Genomic DNA, 16,680 nt, shown 5'->3' with positions numbered 1-16,680 from the left:
GAACCTACTCGATGCCGCGGCGATGCATGGCCGCTACGGGATTAGTAGTGCTATTGGGAGTACGACGAGAGAAAGTTGCCGAATCGCTCTATCGCTACGGCGAGATCACGTGCCCACGGGAGCGTGACGATGCGCAGATGATCGTGATGCGGCCAGTTGAACCCGGTGCCCTGCACGACCAGGATCTTCTCCTGCAGCAACAGATCCTGAACCAGCTTCTCGTCGTTGTGGATCTCGTACACGTTCGGATCGAGCCGGGGGAATGCGTAGAGTGCGCCGCGCGGCTTGACGCACGACACACCGGGAATCATGTTGAGCCGCTCCCAGGCGACATCGCGCTGCTCGAGCAGTCGCCCGCCGGGCAGGATCAAGTCCTCGATGCTCTGGTGCCCACCGAGTGCAACCTGAATTGCGTGCTGGGCAGGGACATTCGGGCACAGCCGCGACGAGGCAAGCAGGTCGATGCCTTCGATGAAGCCGGCCGCGTGCTCCTTCGGGCCGGTGATCGCCAGCCAACCCGCGCGGTAGCCCGCCACCCGGTAGGCCTTCGACAATCCATTGAAGGTGAGGCACAACAGATCCGGTGCGAGCGAGGCCAGTGAAATGTGCTTGGCGTCGTCGTAGAGGATCTTGTCGTAGATCTCATCGGCGAGCAGCAACAGCTGATGCTTGCGAGCGAGATCGACGATCTGCTGCAGTACCTCGGCCGAATACACCGCGCCGGTCGGGTTGTTCGGATTGATCACCAGCAGCGCCTTCGTGCGATCGGTGATCTTGGCTTCGATATCGGCGATATCGGGCTGCCAGTCGTTGGACTCGTCGCAGAGGTAGTGCACCGGGGTGCCGCCGGCCAGGGCCGTCATCGCGGTCCAGAGCGGATAGTCCGGCGCGGGGATCAGCACCTCGTCGCCGTTGTTCAGCAGCGCCTGCATGGTGATCGTGATCAGCTCGGAAACGCCGTTGCCGAGATAGACGCTGTCCACGTCGAGCTCCGGGAAGCCGGGCACCAACTCGTATCGGGTCACGATCGCGCGGCGCGCGGACAGAATGCCCCTGGACTCGGAGTAGCCCTGCGCGTACGGCAGCGCCGCAATCATGTCGCGCATGATCACGTCCGGCGCGTCGAATCCGAACGGGGCGGGATTGCCGATGTTGAGCTTGAGGATGCGGTGTCCCTCGGCCTCCAGCCGTGCTGCGTGTGCGTGTACCGGACCTCTGATCTCGTACACGACGTTCTGCAGCTTGGTGGATTGTTCCAGTACGCGCGGGGCGCGATGCTGGAACGGGTTCGGGTTACTCACGAGTTCAATGGTGCCATCCGTCGTCCAGCGGTTTTTCATTGCCTCGAAACTCACCGCGGTGGCGCGAGGCCCACGGTGTCGCTCCAAACGGCCTTCGAACCGCTGTCGCCGATGCGGTAGACCTGCACGCAACTGGCCACGCCGACCACGATGGCGAGCACCGCGACGATCGCGGTGAGCGCGGTACTACTGCCCGACCGGCGCTCGCGCCAATGCAGCACGGCGATCGCGACGGCCACGACGAGCAGCGCGATCGCGAACCAGATCGCCGTCGCGCCGAGGTCCGCGTGCTCCTTGATGAAAGGCGGATGGCCGAGTCGGTCCTGGAACCACTCCCCGGCGTCGATGGTGTACCGGACCAGCACGACGAGGCCGGCGGTCAACACCAGAGGGGCCCACCACAGCAGGTCGCGCAGTCGTCGCCATAGGGTCACGGCGATCTCGAGCACAACCGCGACGGGAATCAGGACCACGACGAAATGAACCAGCAGAACGTGCGCCGGAAGGCCGTTGATGGTCGACATTGCGCTCCTCGGAATTCGGCTGAAGCGGACACGCTCGATCCAGCATGAGGGTTCAACGGTCCGGGCGCCCGGAACGCGTCGATTCGCGGCGCGGCCTCATCTACCCGGCGGCGGGCCGCCCGGGCCCGGGCCCCGCCTGCCACCGGGGCCACCGCTCGGCGGCTGGCCGCCGGTCGGTTCGGTAGCCGTGTCGACGGCGGCCGTGAGCGAAACGGCGTAGCCGGAGCTGAGATCACCGCTGACCGTGCCGATCTGGCTGGCGCCGCCGTCGTCGCCGAAGACGTTGTCACTGGTCAGGCTGACCTGCGTGAGATTGGCGACCGAGGCCTCGTACCCACTGGTCGCGAACACCGCGTCGCAGGCGTTCTTCGGCAGCGCAACCTGTGAGGTGGCGATCGCGGCGGTGGCGTCGGTGATCGAGGACTGATCGGGGTAGACCTCGAAATGGATGTGCGGCCACCGCCCCGAATAACAGGCCGGGAAGATGCTGGTGAAGCGGACCTTCCCGGCCGCGTCGGCGATCTGGACGCCGCGCAGAAAGTTCTGGTCGGCGATGCCGTCGGAGTACATCGAGTAACCACCAGTGCGGTCGCAATGCCACACGTACACCGCCGCTCCGTCGAACGGAGCTCCTCCATTCGCGAGGTCGAGGATGGTCAGCTCGAGCGTCATCGGCACGCCCTCGGCGGTACCGGTGGCAGCACCGAAGCTCGACCGGATGTCGCTGCGGACGATGCCGCTCTGCTCGAGCACGTCCGGGCCGTTGGAACCATCGCCCGGGTACGGACCCGCGGTCTCGTCGGGAATCTCGGTCAGCGAGGTCGTCGCCGTCGCTGCGGAACTCGCGGTCGAGGACGCTGCGGACGTCGCGGTGGTCGACCTGTCGCAGGCAGCCAGGCCGACGGTGGCCGCGCCGATGCCGAACAAGCCGAGCATCCGACGGCGATTCATCAGTGTGCCGACATCGAAGCCGAGTCCTTGGTCGACGACCTCTTCGTCGGGGCGCGGCAGCCTGCGCCCCTGGTAGGTGGTCATGGAAGCGACCTGTCACGGTGTGCCATTGCCTCTCCTCGCATTCGGCTTCGGGTGCCGAGTTGGTTCGATTGCGAGTCTGCGCCCGGAACCGATGCTCGAGCTGGGAGCTGGCTGGGAGGTCGCTGTGTGCGCAATTCCGTGGACAGAACGTGTCGGACCAGCTCGATACCATCCGAACATGCATTCGACATCGGGTACCGCTCGGGCGTTGGAGTCGCTCCATGCTGCGGTGTCCGTTGTCTCGGATTTGGATTTCGGGGCGATGTCGAACGAGGAGCGTCTCGGGGTGTTGCGAGAACTCGAGAGTGTGGCTCGTAAGCAAGTAAGTGTCGTTCATGAGGTGCTGTATTTATTCGCGGAGCAGCGCATTCCGGGGGAGTTCGGCGGGGAGCATTCCCATCAGGTGGTCGCGGATGCGTTGCGGATCAACCGGACTGAGGCGAAGCGGCGGTTCGATACTGCCGAGCAGCTGGCGACTCGTTCGTCGTTCACCGGCGAGCCACTCGAACCCGAACTGCCGTCGACCGCGGCGGGGGCGCGGGACGGTGTGCTGGGGGATCCGCATGTGCAGGTGATCCGGTCGTTCCTGCGGCACCTGCCGTCGGCGGTGGATGCGGGGACGCGGGAGCAGGCGGAGGCGCAGCTGGCGGGGTTCGCGGCCACGATGCGCCCGGATGAATTGAAGAAGATCGCGGATCGGCTTGCGGCGTATCTGAACCCGGATGGGGAGTTCAGCGATGATGATCGTGCGCGGAAGCGTGGGATTTGGCTCGGCAGGCAGGGCCCGGATTTGATGAGCAGCATCAAAGGACTGATCGATCCGGAGTTGCGGGCGTATCTGGAGCCGATCCTGGCCAAGCTTGCCGCGCCGGGTATGTGCAATCCGGAGGACGAAACACCCACGGTTGAGGGTGAACCGAACGAGCATGAGGCCAAGCGCGATACCCGCTCGATGGGACAGCGGCAGCACGACGCGGTGAAAGCGATGTGCCGCGGACTGCTGGTGTCCGGGGAGTTGGGGCAGCATCGCGGTCTCCCGGTCACGGTGATCGTGTCGACCACATTGTGTGAGCTGACGGAAACGGCCGGTCCCGCTGCGACCGCGGGCGGGTCGCTACTCCCGATCCGCGACCTGGTTCGCCTCGCCGCCCACGCGAACCGCTACCTCGCGGTCTTCGATGACCTCGACGACCGTCCGCTCTACCTCGGCCGTGCAAAACGAATAGCGAATCCCGATCAGCGGATCGTGCTGCACGCCCGCGATGTCGGCTGCAGCTTTCCCGGCTGCAACGTGCCGGGCTACCTCACGGAGGCCCATCACGTCCGCGAATGGGTAGACAGCGGCGCGACCGATATCGACAACCTGACCCTGGTCTGCCCCGAGCACCACAAACTCGCCGGCCGGAGCGCGGACCAGTGGCGCACGACCGCTGGTCCGCGCTCGCGCACCCTCTGGCGCCCACCGGAACACGTGGACGCGCGACAACGCCCGCGTATCAACCGCTTCCACCACCCCGGTGAAATCCTCGTCGAGCCACCGTGACGCGATCAGCGAATATCGAGTCGGTCGAACGCGACCAGTGCGGCGGCCAGCAGCGCGGCGGTGACGGCGATCAGCACCAACAGCCACCACAGTGAGGAGCCGTCCTCGAGCTGATTGTCGCCGATCGCGTAGAAGAACGGCGAGAGGTATTTGGCCGGATGGAGCCAGTCCACGACGGGTGCAAGCGAATTGATCAGGTACCCGGCTGCGGCAAGGGTCGAGGCGACGCCGAGTGAGGTGCCGCGGCTGCCCGTTGCGGCACCAATCAGTATCGCGAGTGCCCCGTAAAGCAGTGCGAGCAAAAGCGTTCCGAGCGTAACTCCGAGGAGATCGCCGATGTCGACGGTCAAGTCGAATCCCCGGCCGACCAGCACGACGAGGGTTGTGACCACCAGGACCGGCAGCGTCAGCACGAACATTGCGCCGAACTTCTCCAGCGCGATACGGCGGCGGGACACCGGCAGGGTGGCGATCACGCCGAGGGTCTCTTCCTCGTCCTGGCCCGCGATGCACGACGCGCCATAGCCGATGGTGAGCAGCAGCAGGATCAGCGGCAGAAAGTTGTTGTACAGGTTCGCATTCAGCCAGCCGATGGGCGATGTCAGCGACCCGGTGATGCCGAACAGCGCCGCCATGGTCTGACTGTCCTCGGTGAACGAGTCGAGATTGCCCGCGTCCTTGAACGAGGGGTAGAGCGCGACGATCACGAGCGTGTAGAGCGCCATGCCGACCGCGTAGCCGAGCAGGGACCGGCGGCGCAGCAGGAGGTCGAGTCCGGCGATGTCAGTTCGCATCCGGCGCCTCCCGGTAGTAGGCCAGGAAGAGCTCGTCGAGATCGGCGCGACGGGCGTTGATGTCGATCGGATCGAGGTCTGCGGCGGCGCGCAGCACCGCCGCAATCGCACCCGTCACCGAAAGGGTCAGCAAGTCATCGGAATACCCACGCACGGTGACCCCGTCGATGGCGGCGAACCGGTCCGGGTCGATCGGTCCGTCGAAGGCGAACTCGATCGTCCGTGGTGCCGCCCGGCGCAGGTTCTCCACGGTGTCCGTGACAACGAGGCTGCCTTCCTTGATGATTGCCACGCGATGCGCGAGTCGCTGCACCTCGTCGAGCTCGTGCGAGGACAGGAACACCGTGCGCCCTTCGCCGGCCACTTCGCCGACCAGATGCGCGAACTCCTCCTGCAGCAACGGGTCCAGTCCCGACGTCGGCTCGTCCAGGACGAGCAGATCGGGCCGATGCATGAACGCCATGACCAGGCCGAGCTTCTGTCGATTTCCCTTCGACAGGGTGCGTAATGGGGTATCGAGCTCGGCGCCGAGCCGCTCGACCAGCTCGTCGCGCAGCCGGAGATCGGTCACTCCACGGATGTGTGCCACACGATCGAGATGCTGGCGTCCGGTGAGCCTGGTGAACAGTTTTACTTCACCGGGCAGGTACCCGATCCGGCGCAGCATTTCGGTCCGGTCCCGGGTGGGATCGTGGCCGAGCACGCGCATCGTGCCCGATGTCGGGCGATAGAGACCGAGTAGCAGGCGGATCGTGGTGGACTTCCCGGCACCGTTCGGTCCCAGGAAGCCGAAAATCTCACCCTCGGCGATGTTGAAACTCACCTCGGCGATACCCCGGCGCTCGCCGAAGGTGCGCGTGAGGCTTTCGACGTCCACGACCGGGGAGCCGGCAGCAGTGGTCACATTCGAGACTGTAAGGGACGGCCGGAAAGAAAACGCGGTGTGCGAGGGCGCGTCGTCACGCACTCGCACACCGCATTCGGGTGTGTGCTGCTCCGGCTAGGAGCGTCGGCCCGGCGCCTTCGCGCCCGACTTGAAGCCGAGTCCGCCCGGCTTGGCGGCCGGCGGCGCCGGAGCGTCGCTGCCGTTCGAAGACTCGGGCTGCTGCGGTTCCGGCTCGGCGGTAGCTTCCGGTTCCGGCGCTGCGGGTTCTGGCTCGGCGGGCGCTGTGGGTTCCGGCGCGGCGGGTGCGGCCGGTGCCGCTGCCGCCGGTCGAGCGCCGGGCTTCTTGAACCCGGACTTCATTGCCAGGCCCTTGGCCGCGACAGTCGGCTTGGATTCCGCTGCCGCGACAGTCGGCTTAAACTCCGCTGCGGCGACAGTCGGCTTGGACTCCGCCGGGGCCTCGGCGGGTGCGGACGCCTCGGCCGGCTGCTCGGCAGCCGCTTCGGGCTTCGCCGCTGGTGTGCTCGCCTTGGCGCCGGGTTTCTTGAACCCCGACTTCATGGCCAGGCCTTTCGCCGCGACAGTCGGCTTGGATTCCGCTGCCGCGACAGTCGGCTTGGATTCCGCTGCCGCGACAGTCGGCTTGGATTCCGCTGCCGCGTCAGTCGGCTTGGACTCCGCCGGGGCCTCGGCGGGTGCGGACGCCTCGGCCGGCTGCTCGGCAGCCGCTTCGGGATTCGCCGCTGGTGCGCTCGCCTTGGCGCCGGGTTTCTTGAACCCCGACTTCATGGCCAGGCCTTTCGCCGCGACAGTCGGCTTGGATTCCGCTGCCGCGACAGTCGGCTTGGATTCCGCTGCCGCGACAGTCGGCTTGGATTCCGCTGCCGCGACAGTCGGCTTGGATTCCGCTGCGGCGACAGTCGGCTTGGACTCCGCCGGGGCGTCGGCGGGTGCGGACGCCTCGGCCGGCTGCTCGGCAGCCGCTTCGGGCTTCGCCGCTGGTGGGCTCGCCTTGGCGCCGGGTTTCTTGAACCCCGACTTCATGGCCAGGCCTTTCGCCGCGACAGTCGGCTTGGATTCCGCTGCAGCTACCGTCGGCTTCGACTCCGTCGCTTGGACGGGGACGGCCGCCTCCGCTGCCTCGGGCCGCTCGGCAGTTGCGCCCGATTCCGCCTCGGCGGGTGCCTTCGCACCGGGTGCTTTGGCGGCACCCTTCATCTGCAGGCCCTTGCCGGGTGCCTTCGCGGCACCCTTCATGGCCAGCCCCTTGGGCTTCGGTGCTTCCGCGGCAGGGGCCGCCTCATCGGTCGCGGGCTCGGGTACGGCGGGCTTGCCCGGGGCCTTCGCTCCGGGTGCCTTCGGGCCCGGCGCCTTGGCCAGGCCCTTCATTGCCAGTCCCTTGGGCTTGGGAGCCTCGGCGGCCGGCGCTTCGTCAACGGCCTCCGCGGGCTGCTTCGCGCCGCCTGGTGCCTTGGCTCCGGGTGCTTTGGCCAGGCCCTTCATCGCCAGTCCCTTGCCGGCGGGGGCGGCCTTCGCGGCGGGTGTCGATGCCGCGGCCTCGACCTCCTCCGTCCGCTCGGCTTCCTCCGCCTCGGCAGCGTCTTCTGCAGCAATGTCGGACTTCTGCGGTACGGGCTCTGCCTGTGTTGAGGGGGCCTGCGCAGGCTCGGCCCGCGGCCGCGGGATGACCTTGATGTTCTCGCCGAGCTGCGCCGGATCGAGGCGGGTGATCGAATCCAGCATCAGCTGCGCGACATCGACGACCTCGACCTTGTCGCCCTCGATGTTGTCCTGACGGGCCGTCGCGCCGTCGCTGAGCATGACACGGCAGAACGGGCACCCGGTCGCGATCTTGCCCGGGCCCGCACCGTTGCTCGAGGCGCTCAACGTGTCGAGCGCCTCGTCGACCCGGTCGACGTTGATCCGCTTGCCGAGCTGCTCCTCCATCCACATCCGCGCACCACCCGCACCGCAGCACATCGACCGCTCGCCGTGGCGCGGCATCTCGGTCAACGTCGAACCCGACGCGGCCATCAGCTCACGCGGCGCGTCGTAGACCTTGTTGTGCCGGCCCAGGTAGCACGGATCGTGGTAGGTGACGTTCTGGCCACCGATGGGTGCGACCGGAACCAGCTTCTTCGCCCGCACCAGCCGGTTGAGCAACTGGGTGTGGTGCACCACCTCGTAGTTGCCGCCGACCTGGGGGTATTCGTTGTTGAGCGCGTTGAAGCAGTGCGCACACGTCACGACGATCTTGCGCTTGCTGTCCGCGACGCCCTCGAACACCGAGTCGAGCAATTCGATGTTCTGCATCGCCAACTGCTGGAACAGGAACTCGTTGCCCGCGCGGCGCGCCGAGTCGCCGGTGCAGGTCTCGTCGGCACCGAGCACCAGGAACTTCGTGCCCGCGGTCGCGAGCAGTTCCGCGACCGCCTTGGTGGTCTTCTTCGCGCGGTCCTCGTAGGCACCGGCACAACCGACCCAGAACAGGTACTCGTAATCGGCGAAGGAATCCGCATCCTGGCCGAACACCGGGATCTCGAAGTCCATCTCGTTGATCCAGTTGAGCCGGTCCTTGGCGTTCTGCCCCCAGGGGTTGCCCTTGTTCTCCAGGTTCTTGAACAGCCCGGCCAGCTCGGACGGGAACTCCGACTCGATGAGCACCTGGTAGCGACGCATATCGATGATGTGATCGACATGCTCGATGTCCACCGGGCACTGCTCCACACACGCGCCGCAGGTGGTGCAGCTCCACAACACCTCGGGATCGATGATGCCGCCCGCCTCCGCGTCGCCGACCAGGGGACGCTCGGCCTCGGTACGCGCGGCCTGCGAGATGCCGTTCAGCTTGTCCTCGCGCAGGTTGCCCTCGGCGTCGACCAGACCGATCTCCTCACCGCCGCCATCCTTGCGCCCGCCCGCCAACAGATACGGCGCCTTGGCGTAGCCATGGTCGCGCAGCGACATGATCAGCAGCTTCGGCGAGAGCGGCTTACCGGTATTCCACGCCGGGCACTGCGACTGGCACCGACCACACTCGGTGCACGTGGTGAAATCCAGCCAACCCTTCCAACTGAAATCCTCGATCGCGCCCGCGCCGAGGGTGTCGGTATCGGGGTCGACATTCTCCATGTCCAAGGCGCGGCCCTTGGACATCATCGGCTTCAGAGCACCGAGCGCGACCCCACCATCGTCCTCACGCTTGAAGAAAATGTTCGGGAACGCACTGAACCGGTGCCACGCAACACCCCACGTGATGTTGCGGCCGACCAAGAGCAGCCAGATCATGCCGGACATCAGTTTGATGAACGCGAAGATCGACACCATCACGACGCTGGCCGGAAGCAGCTTCGCGAGGTTCATCGTGAAGAAATCGGTCCACGGATTGCTGTGCTCGTAGGTCGCGATCTTGCCGGCCTTCACGAAGATCATGCCCAGGCCCTCGATGAGCACGACGTACTCGACGAAGTAGGCGGGGCCGAACTTGGAGCCGCTGAACCGGGACAGTCGCTCCGGCAGACGCGGGTGGTTGAGTTGGCGGATGGCAATCAACGTGAGAATGCCGACCACCGTGCCGATGCCGAGGATCTCGTCCATCAGGTGGTAGACGGCCCAGTCGCCGAAGATCGGCCAGTGGAACTCGGGGTTGAACGTCTGTCCGTACGCCTCGAACCACAGAATCGCGCCGGCGAGGAAGCCGATCATGACGAGCCAGTGCGCCCAGCCGACGGTGCGGAACTTCGCCATCCGCGTGTGCACGATGAACTCGACGATCATCTGCTTGAAGCGCGGGAAGAACGGCCGCCAGCGATCGGGGGCAGGTTGGCCGACTGCGACGGTGCGGCCCATCCGAACCGCGCCGTCGAGGAATGACGCCCAACACAGCAGGCTTAGTAGTGCACCAATCGTGCCCAACGTGATCGTCAGGGCATTCATGTCGCGACCTCTCGTTTCTCATGCATGCCTACCGATGTGGAGGTAGGGAAGCAGTCTAATGTCCACTAAGTTACCGGCGAGTAGCGAACGAGGCAAAGGATCGTTGGTGAGTCTCCGTAACGGTAGGTGAACGTGCAGGCCGAGCGCAGCGAAGGTCAGGCTAACTTCGAGTGAGTTGGCGATTCCCATTCGCTTCGGGATGTGATTCAGCTAACATTCAGCTTGCGTATGGCGTCGACATAAGAGTGCTCGGGGGGCAATCGATCGGCCTGCTAGGCGGAGCCGAACTACCTGGTGTTCGGCATACCTCGGCGCTGCGTGTCGGCTACTCGCAGTAAAGGTGTGGCAACTATGAGACTGATTCGAACGACGACGCTCGCTGTCATGACAGTCGCGGCGCTGTCGGTAGGAGCGGGAACGGCGAACGCGCACCCGGTGCCGGTTCCGATCGGCTATGAAACCATGCTGGTCGACAGGACCGTAGTTACCACCCTCGACGGAGGATTCTTTCAAGTTCAGGGCGACGGAAAGACGGTCGATATCAAGGACTTGGCGGGCAACACGGTGGTGAATCTTCCCCTTGCCGTCCATGTGAACGGCGTCCTGTTTCCGTTGAATCAAGTCGTGAAGGACAACGGCAAGATCCTGGAGCTGACGCCGAACGGGATGCCGGAGCTAGGTCGGTCCCTCGTCCGGCCGGTCGCCTCGCCCGAGGAAAACACTCGCGCACAGCAGAACTTCCAGTCCCAACTCGGGATCGCCACGGCGATCGGTAGCCTCGTCGGCCTTGGCGTAGGCGTGGTTGCCGGTGCGGTCATCGGCTGCATCCTCGGCTCACCGTTCTTCGGACTCGGTTGCCTTCCGGCTGCGGCAGTCGGAGCCACCCTCGGCGGAATTCTGGGGACGCTCGCGGTCGGCGGTCCGACTGCGATCATCGCGGGGGTCGACCTGATCCAGACACTCACCGCTCCGCCCGGCACGACGAAGTGGAATTACCCGGAGCCGCCGCCTGCGCCCGCACGGTAGCGGGCGCGCCGACCGAATCGGGCCGGGCGGTCGCGCGACTCTGTCGGGCGACTCCGATGCACAAATTGAACCTTGGGCAAGTGTTAGGTTAAATGGTGACGTTTTAGACGTGATTAACTACACATTTGCCTCGCCATCCGATATGGTTCGACGTCAAGTGCGCTAGGCCACAAAAGCTTCGAGGCGGGCTTGTCCCGTTGCGAGGGAGTTTTCTTGTACTTGCCTGGGGCTCTGTGCGTGCGGTTTCGCAAGACGACGGAAAGACAGAACCCCTATGAAGTTCACTCGCATCGTGGCGATCGCTTCGCTGGTTGTCGCCTCGGTGGTTGGCGGCGTGGGTACCAGTCAGGCAGCACCTGCCCAAGACATTCGCTACCACACCAACCTGGTCGACAAGACGGTCGTGACAACCCTTGAAGGCGGCACCTTCAAGATTGCCGCGGACCGGCGCACCGTCGACATCGTCGACACCACCGGCGCAGCGGTGCTACGAGTCCCGCTCTCGTTCACGCTCGACAGCATCGCGCATCCGGTCGCCGCCACCGTGGCGAACAACGGCACGGAGATCAGGATGACGCCGGACATGAGCGTGCTGAACGCACGCCCGGTGCTGGTACGACCGGTTGCCTCGCCGCAAGAGGATCAGCGTGCGCTCAGCATGTTCTCGTCGATGTTCAGTGTCGGGACCGCCATCGGCACGTTCCTCGGTACCGCGGCGGGAGTCGTCGTCGGCGGCGTGATCGGCTGTGTACTCGGCTCGCCGTTCTTCGGGCTCGGCTGCTTGCCTGCGGCGACGGTCGGAGCGTCGCTCGGCGGAATCATCGGCATGGTCGCGGTCGGCGGGCCGGTGCTCGTCTACTCGGCAATCGATCTGGTTTCGACGCTGATGGCGAAGCCCGGCACTACCAAGTACAACTACACGACCCCCGTCCCGGCGCCCCCCAAGGCGACCGAGGCGCCCACCAGGTAACCAGTCCAACCGGCCCAAGCGAAACGGCCCGATCTCCCACGGGAGGCCGGGCCGTTTCGCTGTGTCGCTCAGGTGTTGCCCGGACAGGAACTGGCGCGTCGCTCGCCTGGGTGCCAGTGCGCTGCGGCGCCGCGGATTAGCTGGTGCGCACCCGCAGGCCGGGGTTGTCGGCGAGGATCGTGTTGATCGGCGTCGAGAACAGCAGCGGCCCGTCGCCGGTCAGCATGCCGAGCAGGTTCGGTATCTCGCAGATCGGATAATCGGCCACCGATGATGCGCTCGACACTCCGAGCGCGCGCGTCCCGGTCACCACTGCGCCGCCGCTGTCGCCGGGCAGGGCGCAGATGCTGGAGGCGAATGAACCGGTCAGCCGATGGTCGCCGACGGCGATGTCCTGATCGACCGCGAGCACCGTGCCGCAGCTGAACCCGGTCCGCGATCCAGACTTGCACACCGGAGCGCCGACCACGGGTTGGGCGGTGCCGTCGATGGCCAGCGGTGCGGCGCCCGGAACTCGGACCCCGTTGTTCGCAAACCGGGCCTGGGCGGCCGGCGTGATCGCGACTATCGACCAGTCGTGGCCGTCCAGGCGGGACCGAACGAAGGTGCCGAGCCGGGCACCGGCGCGGTCGTACTCGAGCAGTTCGTACATTCCGGCCGCGGTGGCCGTGCCTGCCGACGCGAGATCCGGGTTGCAGTGACCCGCGGTGATGGTGACAGCCTGCCCGCGCGCATCGATGCCGTTGAAGCCGAGCGAGCAACGGGCCGCGGACTCGTCGGTCGCGGCGATGTACCCGTCGCCGCCGGCCAGCGCACCGGGCGGGATTGCCGCGGCGTTCGTGCGCGGTACCGGCACGGGCTGGGGCGCGGACAGTGACGGGATCACGACCACCTGCGCCGGATCGACGAAACTCGGCAGTCGCAGGCCGCCCGGTAGTTCGGTGACCTGCACGGCGAGCGTGTTGTTGATGGTGTCGATGGCGATACCACGCATCAGCGACGCGATCGGCGCGGGCTGACCCGCGAACCAGTCGCTCAGCATGGATTTCTCATTGCGCAATGTCGCCGAACTCTTTGCGACGTCTTTGACCGCGAAGCCGTTCGCGGTGATTTCGGCGCGGGCCGCGGCCGTCTGCGCGCCCGGCGCGAGTCCGATAATCGGCTGCCCGTCTTGGTCGAGCCAGGACCCCGCGAAGACGTCCGGGTACAGCTGCTCGGCGATCGTGGCGAACTCGGCGAGCTGCTGGGCGACCTCGGAGCGCTGCAGGTACTCGGCGGGGCTCAGTTTCAGATCGTGCTGGATGGCCTGCACGAGCTCGACGGGCAGCAGTGGTGCCTGGTCGGACACCCCTGAGTCGGGTGCGGCGTGCGCGACGGCACCGGCGGTGAGCGGGAGGAGAGCCGCGGCACCGACCGTCAGAATTTGTCGAGCGATCGATCGTGCCATTGGCGTCTCCTCGGCAGGCTCGTGGCGGCGAGTGCGGGTGGGGCAGTAGTGCGGTACGGAAGTCTGCCTACCGGCGCGACCGGTGAAGACAAGTGAGCCATCCGACTATATTGCGTGGCCCGGGCGAATACATACCCATCCAGGCAAACTACGGAATCGTCGACGATCGGTGGCGACACGACCCACGGCGACGCCTCAGCCGGTCCGCACCTGGATGCCGGAGCCGATACCGCCGCCGGACTGCGAGTCGATATCGGCCACGATGTCGCGGATCGGGATGCCCAGGCTTGCGGTACCGCCGCCCGGTGCGAGAGAAATGTTGGCTTCGGTGCACGACGGAGCACTGGCAGAGTTGGATCCGCTGCTGATCCCCACCGCAAGCGTGCCGCTCACGATGGCACCGCCGCTGTCGCCGGCGAGCGTGCATGCGGAGCTGGCGAACCCGTGCACGATCAGCGGGTCACCCTCGCCGCTGAACAGGTGCGTCGCGACACTGTCGGCGACGATCACGCCGCAGGTGAAGGTCGAGGTCTGCCCGGACTTGCACACCGGCGCCCCGGTGACCGGGTCGGCTGTCCCGGTGACAGTCAGTGTGGTGCCGTTACCGCCGCGGACGACCGGCCGAACGAGCGGGCTGTTGCCGACGCTGTCATTGAACTGAATCAGCGAGTAGTCGAGGTTTCGATGTGCGGGGTCGCCGATGGTCGCCCGCGCGAACGACCCCACCTGGGGACTCTGCCGCACGTCGCGCAGATTGGGGAGGTACACCGCGCCGCCGTCGGTCGCGGTACCGCCGGTCAAATTCGGATCGCAGTGTCCGGCACTGATGTTGTACGCCCGACCCTGCGCGTCGACGCTGTTGAACCCGAACGAGCACACGCCGATCTCGGTGACCGCGCCATCGGTGAGCGGTGCCTTGGCACTGATGTAGGTGTCGCCGCCCATGGGGCCGGGGTCGACGGGACCGCCGCCGCCGGGAGCCAGCACAACCTTGACGTTCCCGATCACCGTCGGCAGGTTGAGCAATCGCCCGGTCGGGCTGTTCGCGATGTCGACCACCAGTTGGCTGTTGAGCACGTCGATCAGGACCGAATTGATCTGCGCCAAGACGGAATCGGGCAGGGTGGCGATGAACGAGTTCATTTGGCCCGCGGCGAACTCGAGGTCGTTCGCCGATACTGCCGTGAGCTGCGTGCGGAAGCCATCCCGTGCGGCGTGCTCCGCGGCGCCCGGGGAGGTGACCGCGACGACCGCCTCGCCATCGTTGTTCAGCCATGCGCCGCTGAACTCGGTCGGCCGCGCCGTGCGGAAGCCGGCGGCGTAGCCGCCCAGCTGCTGTGCCCGCGCGGCCCTTTCGAGATACTGCTCGGGAGTGATGTGCAGGTCGCGGCCGATCGCCTCGACGAGTTCCGCGGGAAGCGCCGTAGCAGCGGAGGGTGCCGCGCCGGCGGTGGGCGCGAGTTCGGAAACGGAAACTGCTGAGGAACCGGCGAGAATTAGGGCCGCCACGGCGACCGCGGCGCGCAGCGCCGTCCACTTGCGCATGGAGTTCCTTCGGAATGGGTCCGGATCGAACTGGCAGAGGTTCACATTAGGTCACAGCTGCGACCCGGATCCCGCGGGATCACGGGTTGCCCAGATTGTCCGTGTCTCCGAAGTAGTAGTCGTAGTCTCGCCCGGTGTCGAACGGGTACCACGGGCTCCGGTTGCGCGAATCGTCCGCCTCGGCGGGTATCCCGTTCCGGTTGGGTTGCGCGCCTTCCGGCGTCTCGAATGAGGAGTCTTTTTCCTGCTCCGCGGTCGACTCGGTGGGTTCCGGCGGTGCCGGTTCTTCGTCTTCGGTCGTAGTCGGCGGGGTGGTGGTCGTAGTCGGCGTGGTGGTTGTCGCCGGGGGCAGTGTCGGGGTCGGGGTCGGGCTCGGCGACTCGACGGGCGGCACGGACGCGGCGACCTCGATGACCGGCGCGGGCGGCGGCGTCCAGACCGCCGTTGGCGGCGGCGCCTCCACCGACGTGACGGTGGGGAACGAGATCGGTTCGGCGGCAGCGGGAAGCACCGGTGCAGGGGCGAGTGCCGGTGGGGTCGTGGTGGGAGCCGGTCCGATGGCGGTGATCGCCGGAATTTCCGACGACGTGTCGGTGCGCAGGGCGAACGCGATGGTGGCGCCGGTAAGGACCATTGCCACGGCGAAACCTGCCGCGACGAGCAGTGGGGTGCGGGTGGTGCGGACGTGAGCGGTCGGCGCGGTCGGTGCGACCCGGAGCGGGGCGGCGATCGGTGGAAGCAGCACCGTGTTCGCGGCGGCCACTACCGGCAGCACCGCCGAGTAAGCCTGTTCGTCGACCATTGCAGCGCGGAGGACCGGAAGCTCTTCGGTCGGCGGTTCGTCGGCCGCGGCGGCGACAGCGGCAACGGCGGCAACGGCGGCGGCCCGTGCGGGCTCGGCCGGTGTACGCGCGGTCCCGTTCGAAACCGGGGCGTACTGCAGCCGGACGTGCCGCAATCCGAGGTAGTCGAGCGAATCCCGGACCGCGGTGCGGACATCGGCCGGCCACTCCGGCGGATACGCCGCGATGACCTCCGTGTCGCCGGTGAGGTCGGCCGAGGCAACATCGAGTAGACAGAACAGGGCAGTCGCGTACAGGTCCTCGGCTCGATATGCCGCGCCGTCGTCCAGGGGAACACCCTCCGGGTCGCCGACGAGGTCGACAAAATCCGTGACCGTGACCGTGGCCGCATCGTCGGTTGCCGGCCCACCGAGCGTGGTGCCCTCCGCGGACATGTGCAGCACGGTGTCGCGCACTATGGTCTCGGTGAGTGGCCCGGTTCCGTCCGCGGTGACGCTCGCATCTCCATCGCGGACGATCACGGCGGTGCTCTGCGCCGCGCCGATCCAGAGGCCGACCCCGTTGGCCATGCTCCGACCCCTCTCGTACACGAGATCCGCGCATCGGCGAGCGGCCGATGCCGTCTTGGCACCGTACCCACACTGATCTCAGGGCGGGAACGCCCTTTGTCAGGTTGTCGCCATAACTGTGTCCAGGGTTACACGATTGTGGCCAACTGGTTGCGGCGTGTCGTTTGCGGTTCGGCGCCGGGCGCTCGGCGACCCCGGGAACAAACTCCAACCCCACTCCGTTGTCTCGATAGCAACATTGAGTGCAGTAGGCTCAAGTATGGAATTGACTCGGCGCGAGATGTCGAGGCAAGATTGAGCG

At 66.4% G+C, this 16,680-nt stretch carries 12 protein-coding genes; 3 read left to right on the top strand and 9 right to left on the bottom strand.

Features of this window, described 5'->3' with window-relative positions; translation table 11 throughout:
• Window positions 1-50 precede the first annotated feature (50 nt).
• From OG921_RS02360 to OG921_RS02350, 3 genes are all read right to left on the bottom strand, one after another.
• Window positions 51-1,310 carry a pyridoxal phosphate-dependent aminotransferase gene (locus OG921_RS02360; protein ID WP_266111033.1) on the bottom strand — a complete coding sequence of 420 codons (1,260 nt, stop codon included), beginning with the start codon at window positions 1,308-1,310 and terminating at the stop codon, window positions 51-53.
• 41 nt (window positions 1,311-1,351) lie between these two features.
• Entirely contained in the window at window positions 1,352-1,825 is a 474-nt protein-coding gene (locus OG921_RS02355; protein ID WP_266110724.1) for a DUF2231 domain-containing protein, read from the bottom strand.
• Between the two features lie 96 nt (window positions 1,826-1,921).
• Complete coding sequence (locus tag OG921_RS02350) at window positions 1,922-2,860, bottom strand: intradiol ring-cleavage dioxygenase (RefSeq protein WP_266110723.1); 939 nt, start codon at window positions 2,858-2,860, stop codon at window positions 1,922-1,924.
• Between the two features lie 178 nt (window positions 2,861-3,038).
• On the opposite strand from OG921_RS02350, the gene OG921_RS02345 reads away from it, so the two are divergent.
• The gene (locus OG921_RS02345) at window positions 3,039-4,403 is read left to right on the top strand and encodes an HNH endonuclease signature motif containing protein (protein WP_266110722.1); all 1,365 of its coding nucleotides are present in this window, start codon (window positions 3,039-3,041) and stop codon (window positions 4,401-4,403) included.
• A 5-nt stretch (window positions 4,404-4,408) separates the two neighbouring features.
• Here OG921_RS02345 and OG921_RS02340 read toward each other — a convergent pair whose 3' ends face one another.
• The 3 genes from OG921_RS02340 to OG921_RS02330 all read right to left on the bottom strand — a co-directional run bounded on the left by OG921_RS02340 (window position 4,409) and on the right by OG921_RS02330 (window position 10,019).
• Entirely contained in the window at window positions 4,409-5,197 is a 789-nt protein-coding gene (locus OG921_RS02340; protein ID WP_266110721.1) for an ABC transporter permease subunit, read from the bottom strand.
• Window positions 5,187-6,101, bottom strand: coding sequence for an ABC transporter ATP-binding protein (locus OG921_RS02335; RefSeq protein WP_266110720.1), 915 nt, complete (start codon window positions 6,099-6,101; stop codon window positions 5,187-5,189). Before OG921_RS02335 ends, OG921_RS02340 begins: the two co-directional genes overlap by 11 nt.
• Window positions 6,102-6,197: 96 nt before the next feature.
• Window positions 6,198-10,019, bottom strand: coding sequence for a heterodisulfide reductase-related iron-sulfur binding cluster (locus tag OG921_RS02330; RefSeq protein WP_266110719.1), 3,822 nt, complete (start codon window positions 10,017-10,019; stop codon window positions 6,198-6,200).
• 351 nt (window positions 10,020-10,370) lie between these two features.
• Here OG921_RS02330 and OG921_RS02325 point away from each other — a divergent pair, with 351 nt between their 5' ends.
• Both OG921_RS02325 and OG921_RS02320 read left to right on the top strand, forming a co-directional pair.
• Window positions 10,371-11,045 (top strand): ammonium transporter, encoded by a 675-nt coding sequence (locus tag OG921_RS02325; RefSeq protein WP_266110718.1) that lies wholly within the window; start codon window positions 10,371-10,373, stop codon window positions 11,043-11,045.
• Window positions 11,046-11,319: 274 nt separating this feature from the next.
• Window positions 11,320-12,015 (top strand): ammonium transporter, encoded by a 696-nt coding sequence (locus OG921_RS02320; RefSeq protein WP_266110717.1) that lies wholly within the window; start codon window positions 11,320-11,322, stop codon window positions 12,013-12,015.
• A gap of 136 nt (window positions 12,016-12,151) precedes the next feature.
• Here OG921_RS02320 and OG921_RS02315 read toward each other — a convergent pair whose 3' ends face one another.
• The 3 genes from OG921_RS02315 to OG921_RS02305 form a co-directional block, all read right to left on the bottom strand.
• Window positions 12,152-13,462, bottom strand: coding sequence for a S1 family peptidase (locus OG921_RS02315; RefSeq protein WP_266110716.1), 1,311 nt, complete (start codon window positions 13,460-13,462; stop codon window positions 12,152-12,154).
• 195 nt (window positions 13,463-13,657) lie between these two features.
• Window positions 13,658-15,007 carry a S1 family peptidase gene (locus OG921_RS02310; RefSeq protein ID WP_266110715.1) on the bottom strand — a complete coding sequence of 450 codons (1,350 nt, stop codon included), beginning with the start codon at window positions 15,005-15,007 and terminating at the stop codon, window positions 13,658-13,660.
• Between the two features lie 79 nt (window positions 15,008-15,086).
• Window positions 15,087-16,379, bottom strand: coding sequence for a hypothetical protein (locus OG921_RS02305; protein ID WP_266110714.1), 1,293 nt, complete (start codon window positions 16,377-16,379; stop codon window positions 15,087-15,089).
• Between the last annotated feature and the right edge of the window lie 301 nt (window positions 16,380-16,680).

The organism is Aldersonia sp. NBC_00410, assembly GCF_026342035.1.
GTDB lineage: Bacteria > Actinomycetota > Actinomycetes > Mycobacteriales > Mycobacteriaceae > Aldersonia.
The sequence above is the reverse complement of the archived record's forward strand: the minus strand, read 5'-3'. Positions and strand labels throughout refer to the sequence as shown.

Coding starts and splice junctions, on each gene's coding strand:
- OG921_RS02355 (WP_266110724.1), bottom strand. CDS start 1,825: ATGTCGACCATCAACGGCCTTCCGGCGCACGTTCTGCTGGTTCATTTC.
- OG921_RS02350 (WP_266110723.1), bottom strand. CDS start 2,860: ATGACCACCTACCAGGGGCGCAGGCTGCCGCGCCCCGACGAAGAGGTC.
- OG921_RS02345 (WP_266110722.1), top strand. CDS start 3,039: ATGCATTCGACATCGGGTACCGCTCGGGCGTTGGAGTCGCTCCATGCT.
- OG921_RS02340 (WP_266110721.1), bottom strand. CDS start 5,197: ATGCGAACTGACATCGCCGGACTCGACCTCCTGCTGCGCCGCCGGTCC.
- OG921_RS02330 (WP_266110719.1), bottom strand. CDS start 10,019: ATGAATGCCCTGACGATCACGTTGGGCACGATTGGTGCACTACTAAGC.
- OG921_RS02325 (WP_266110718.1), top strand. CDS start 10,371: ATGAGACTGATTCGAACGACGACGCTCGCTGTCATGACAGTCGCGGCG.
- OG921_RS02320 (WP_266110717.1), top strand. CDS start 11,320: ATGAAGTTCACTCGCATCGTGGCGATCGCTTCGCTGGTTGTCGCCTCG.
- OG921_RS02315 (WP_266110716.1), bottom strand. CDS start 13,462: ATGGCACGATCGATCGCTCGACAAATTCTGACGGTCGGTGCCGCGGCT.
- OG921_RS02310 (WP_266110715.1), bottom strand. CDS start 15,007: ATGCGCAAGTGGACGGCGCTGCGCGCCGCGGTCGCCGTGGCGGCCCTA.
- OG921_RS02305 (WP_266110714.1), bottom strand. CDS start 16,379: ATGGCCAACGGGGTCGGCCTCTGGATCGGCGCGGCGCAGAGCACCGCC.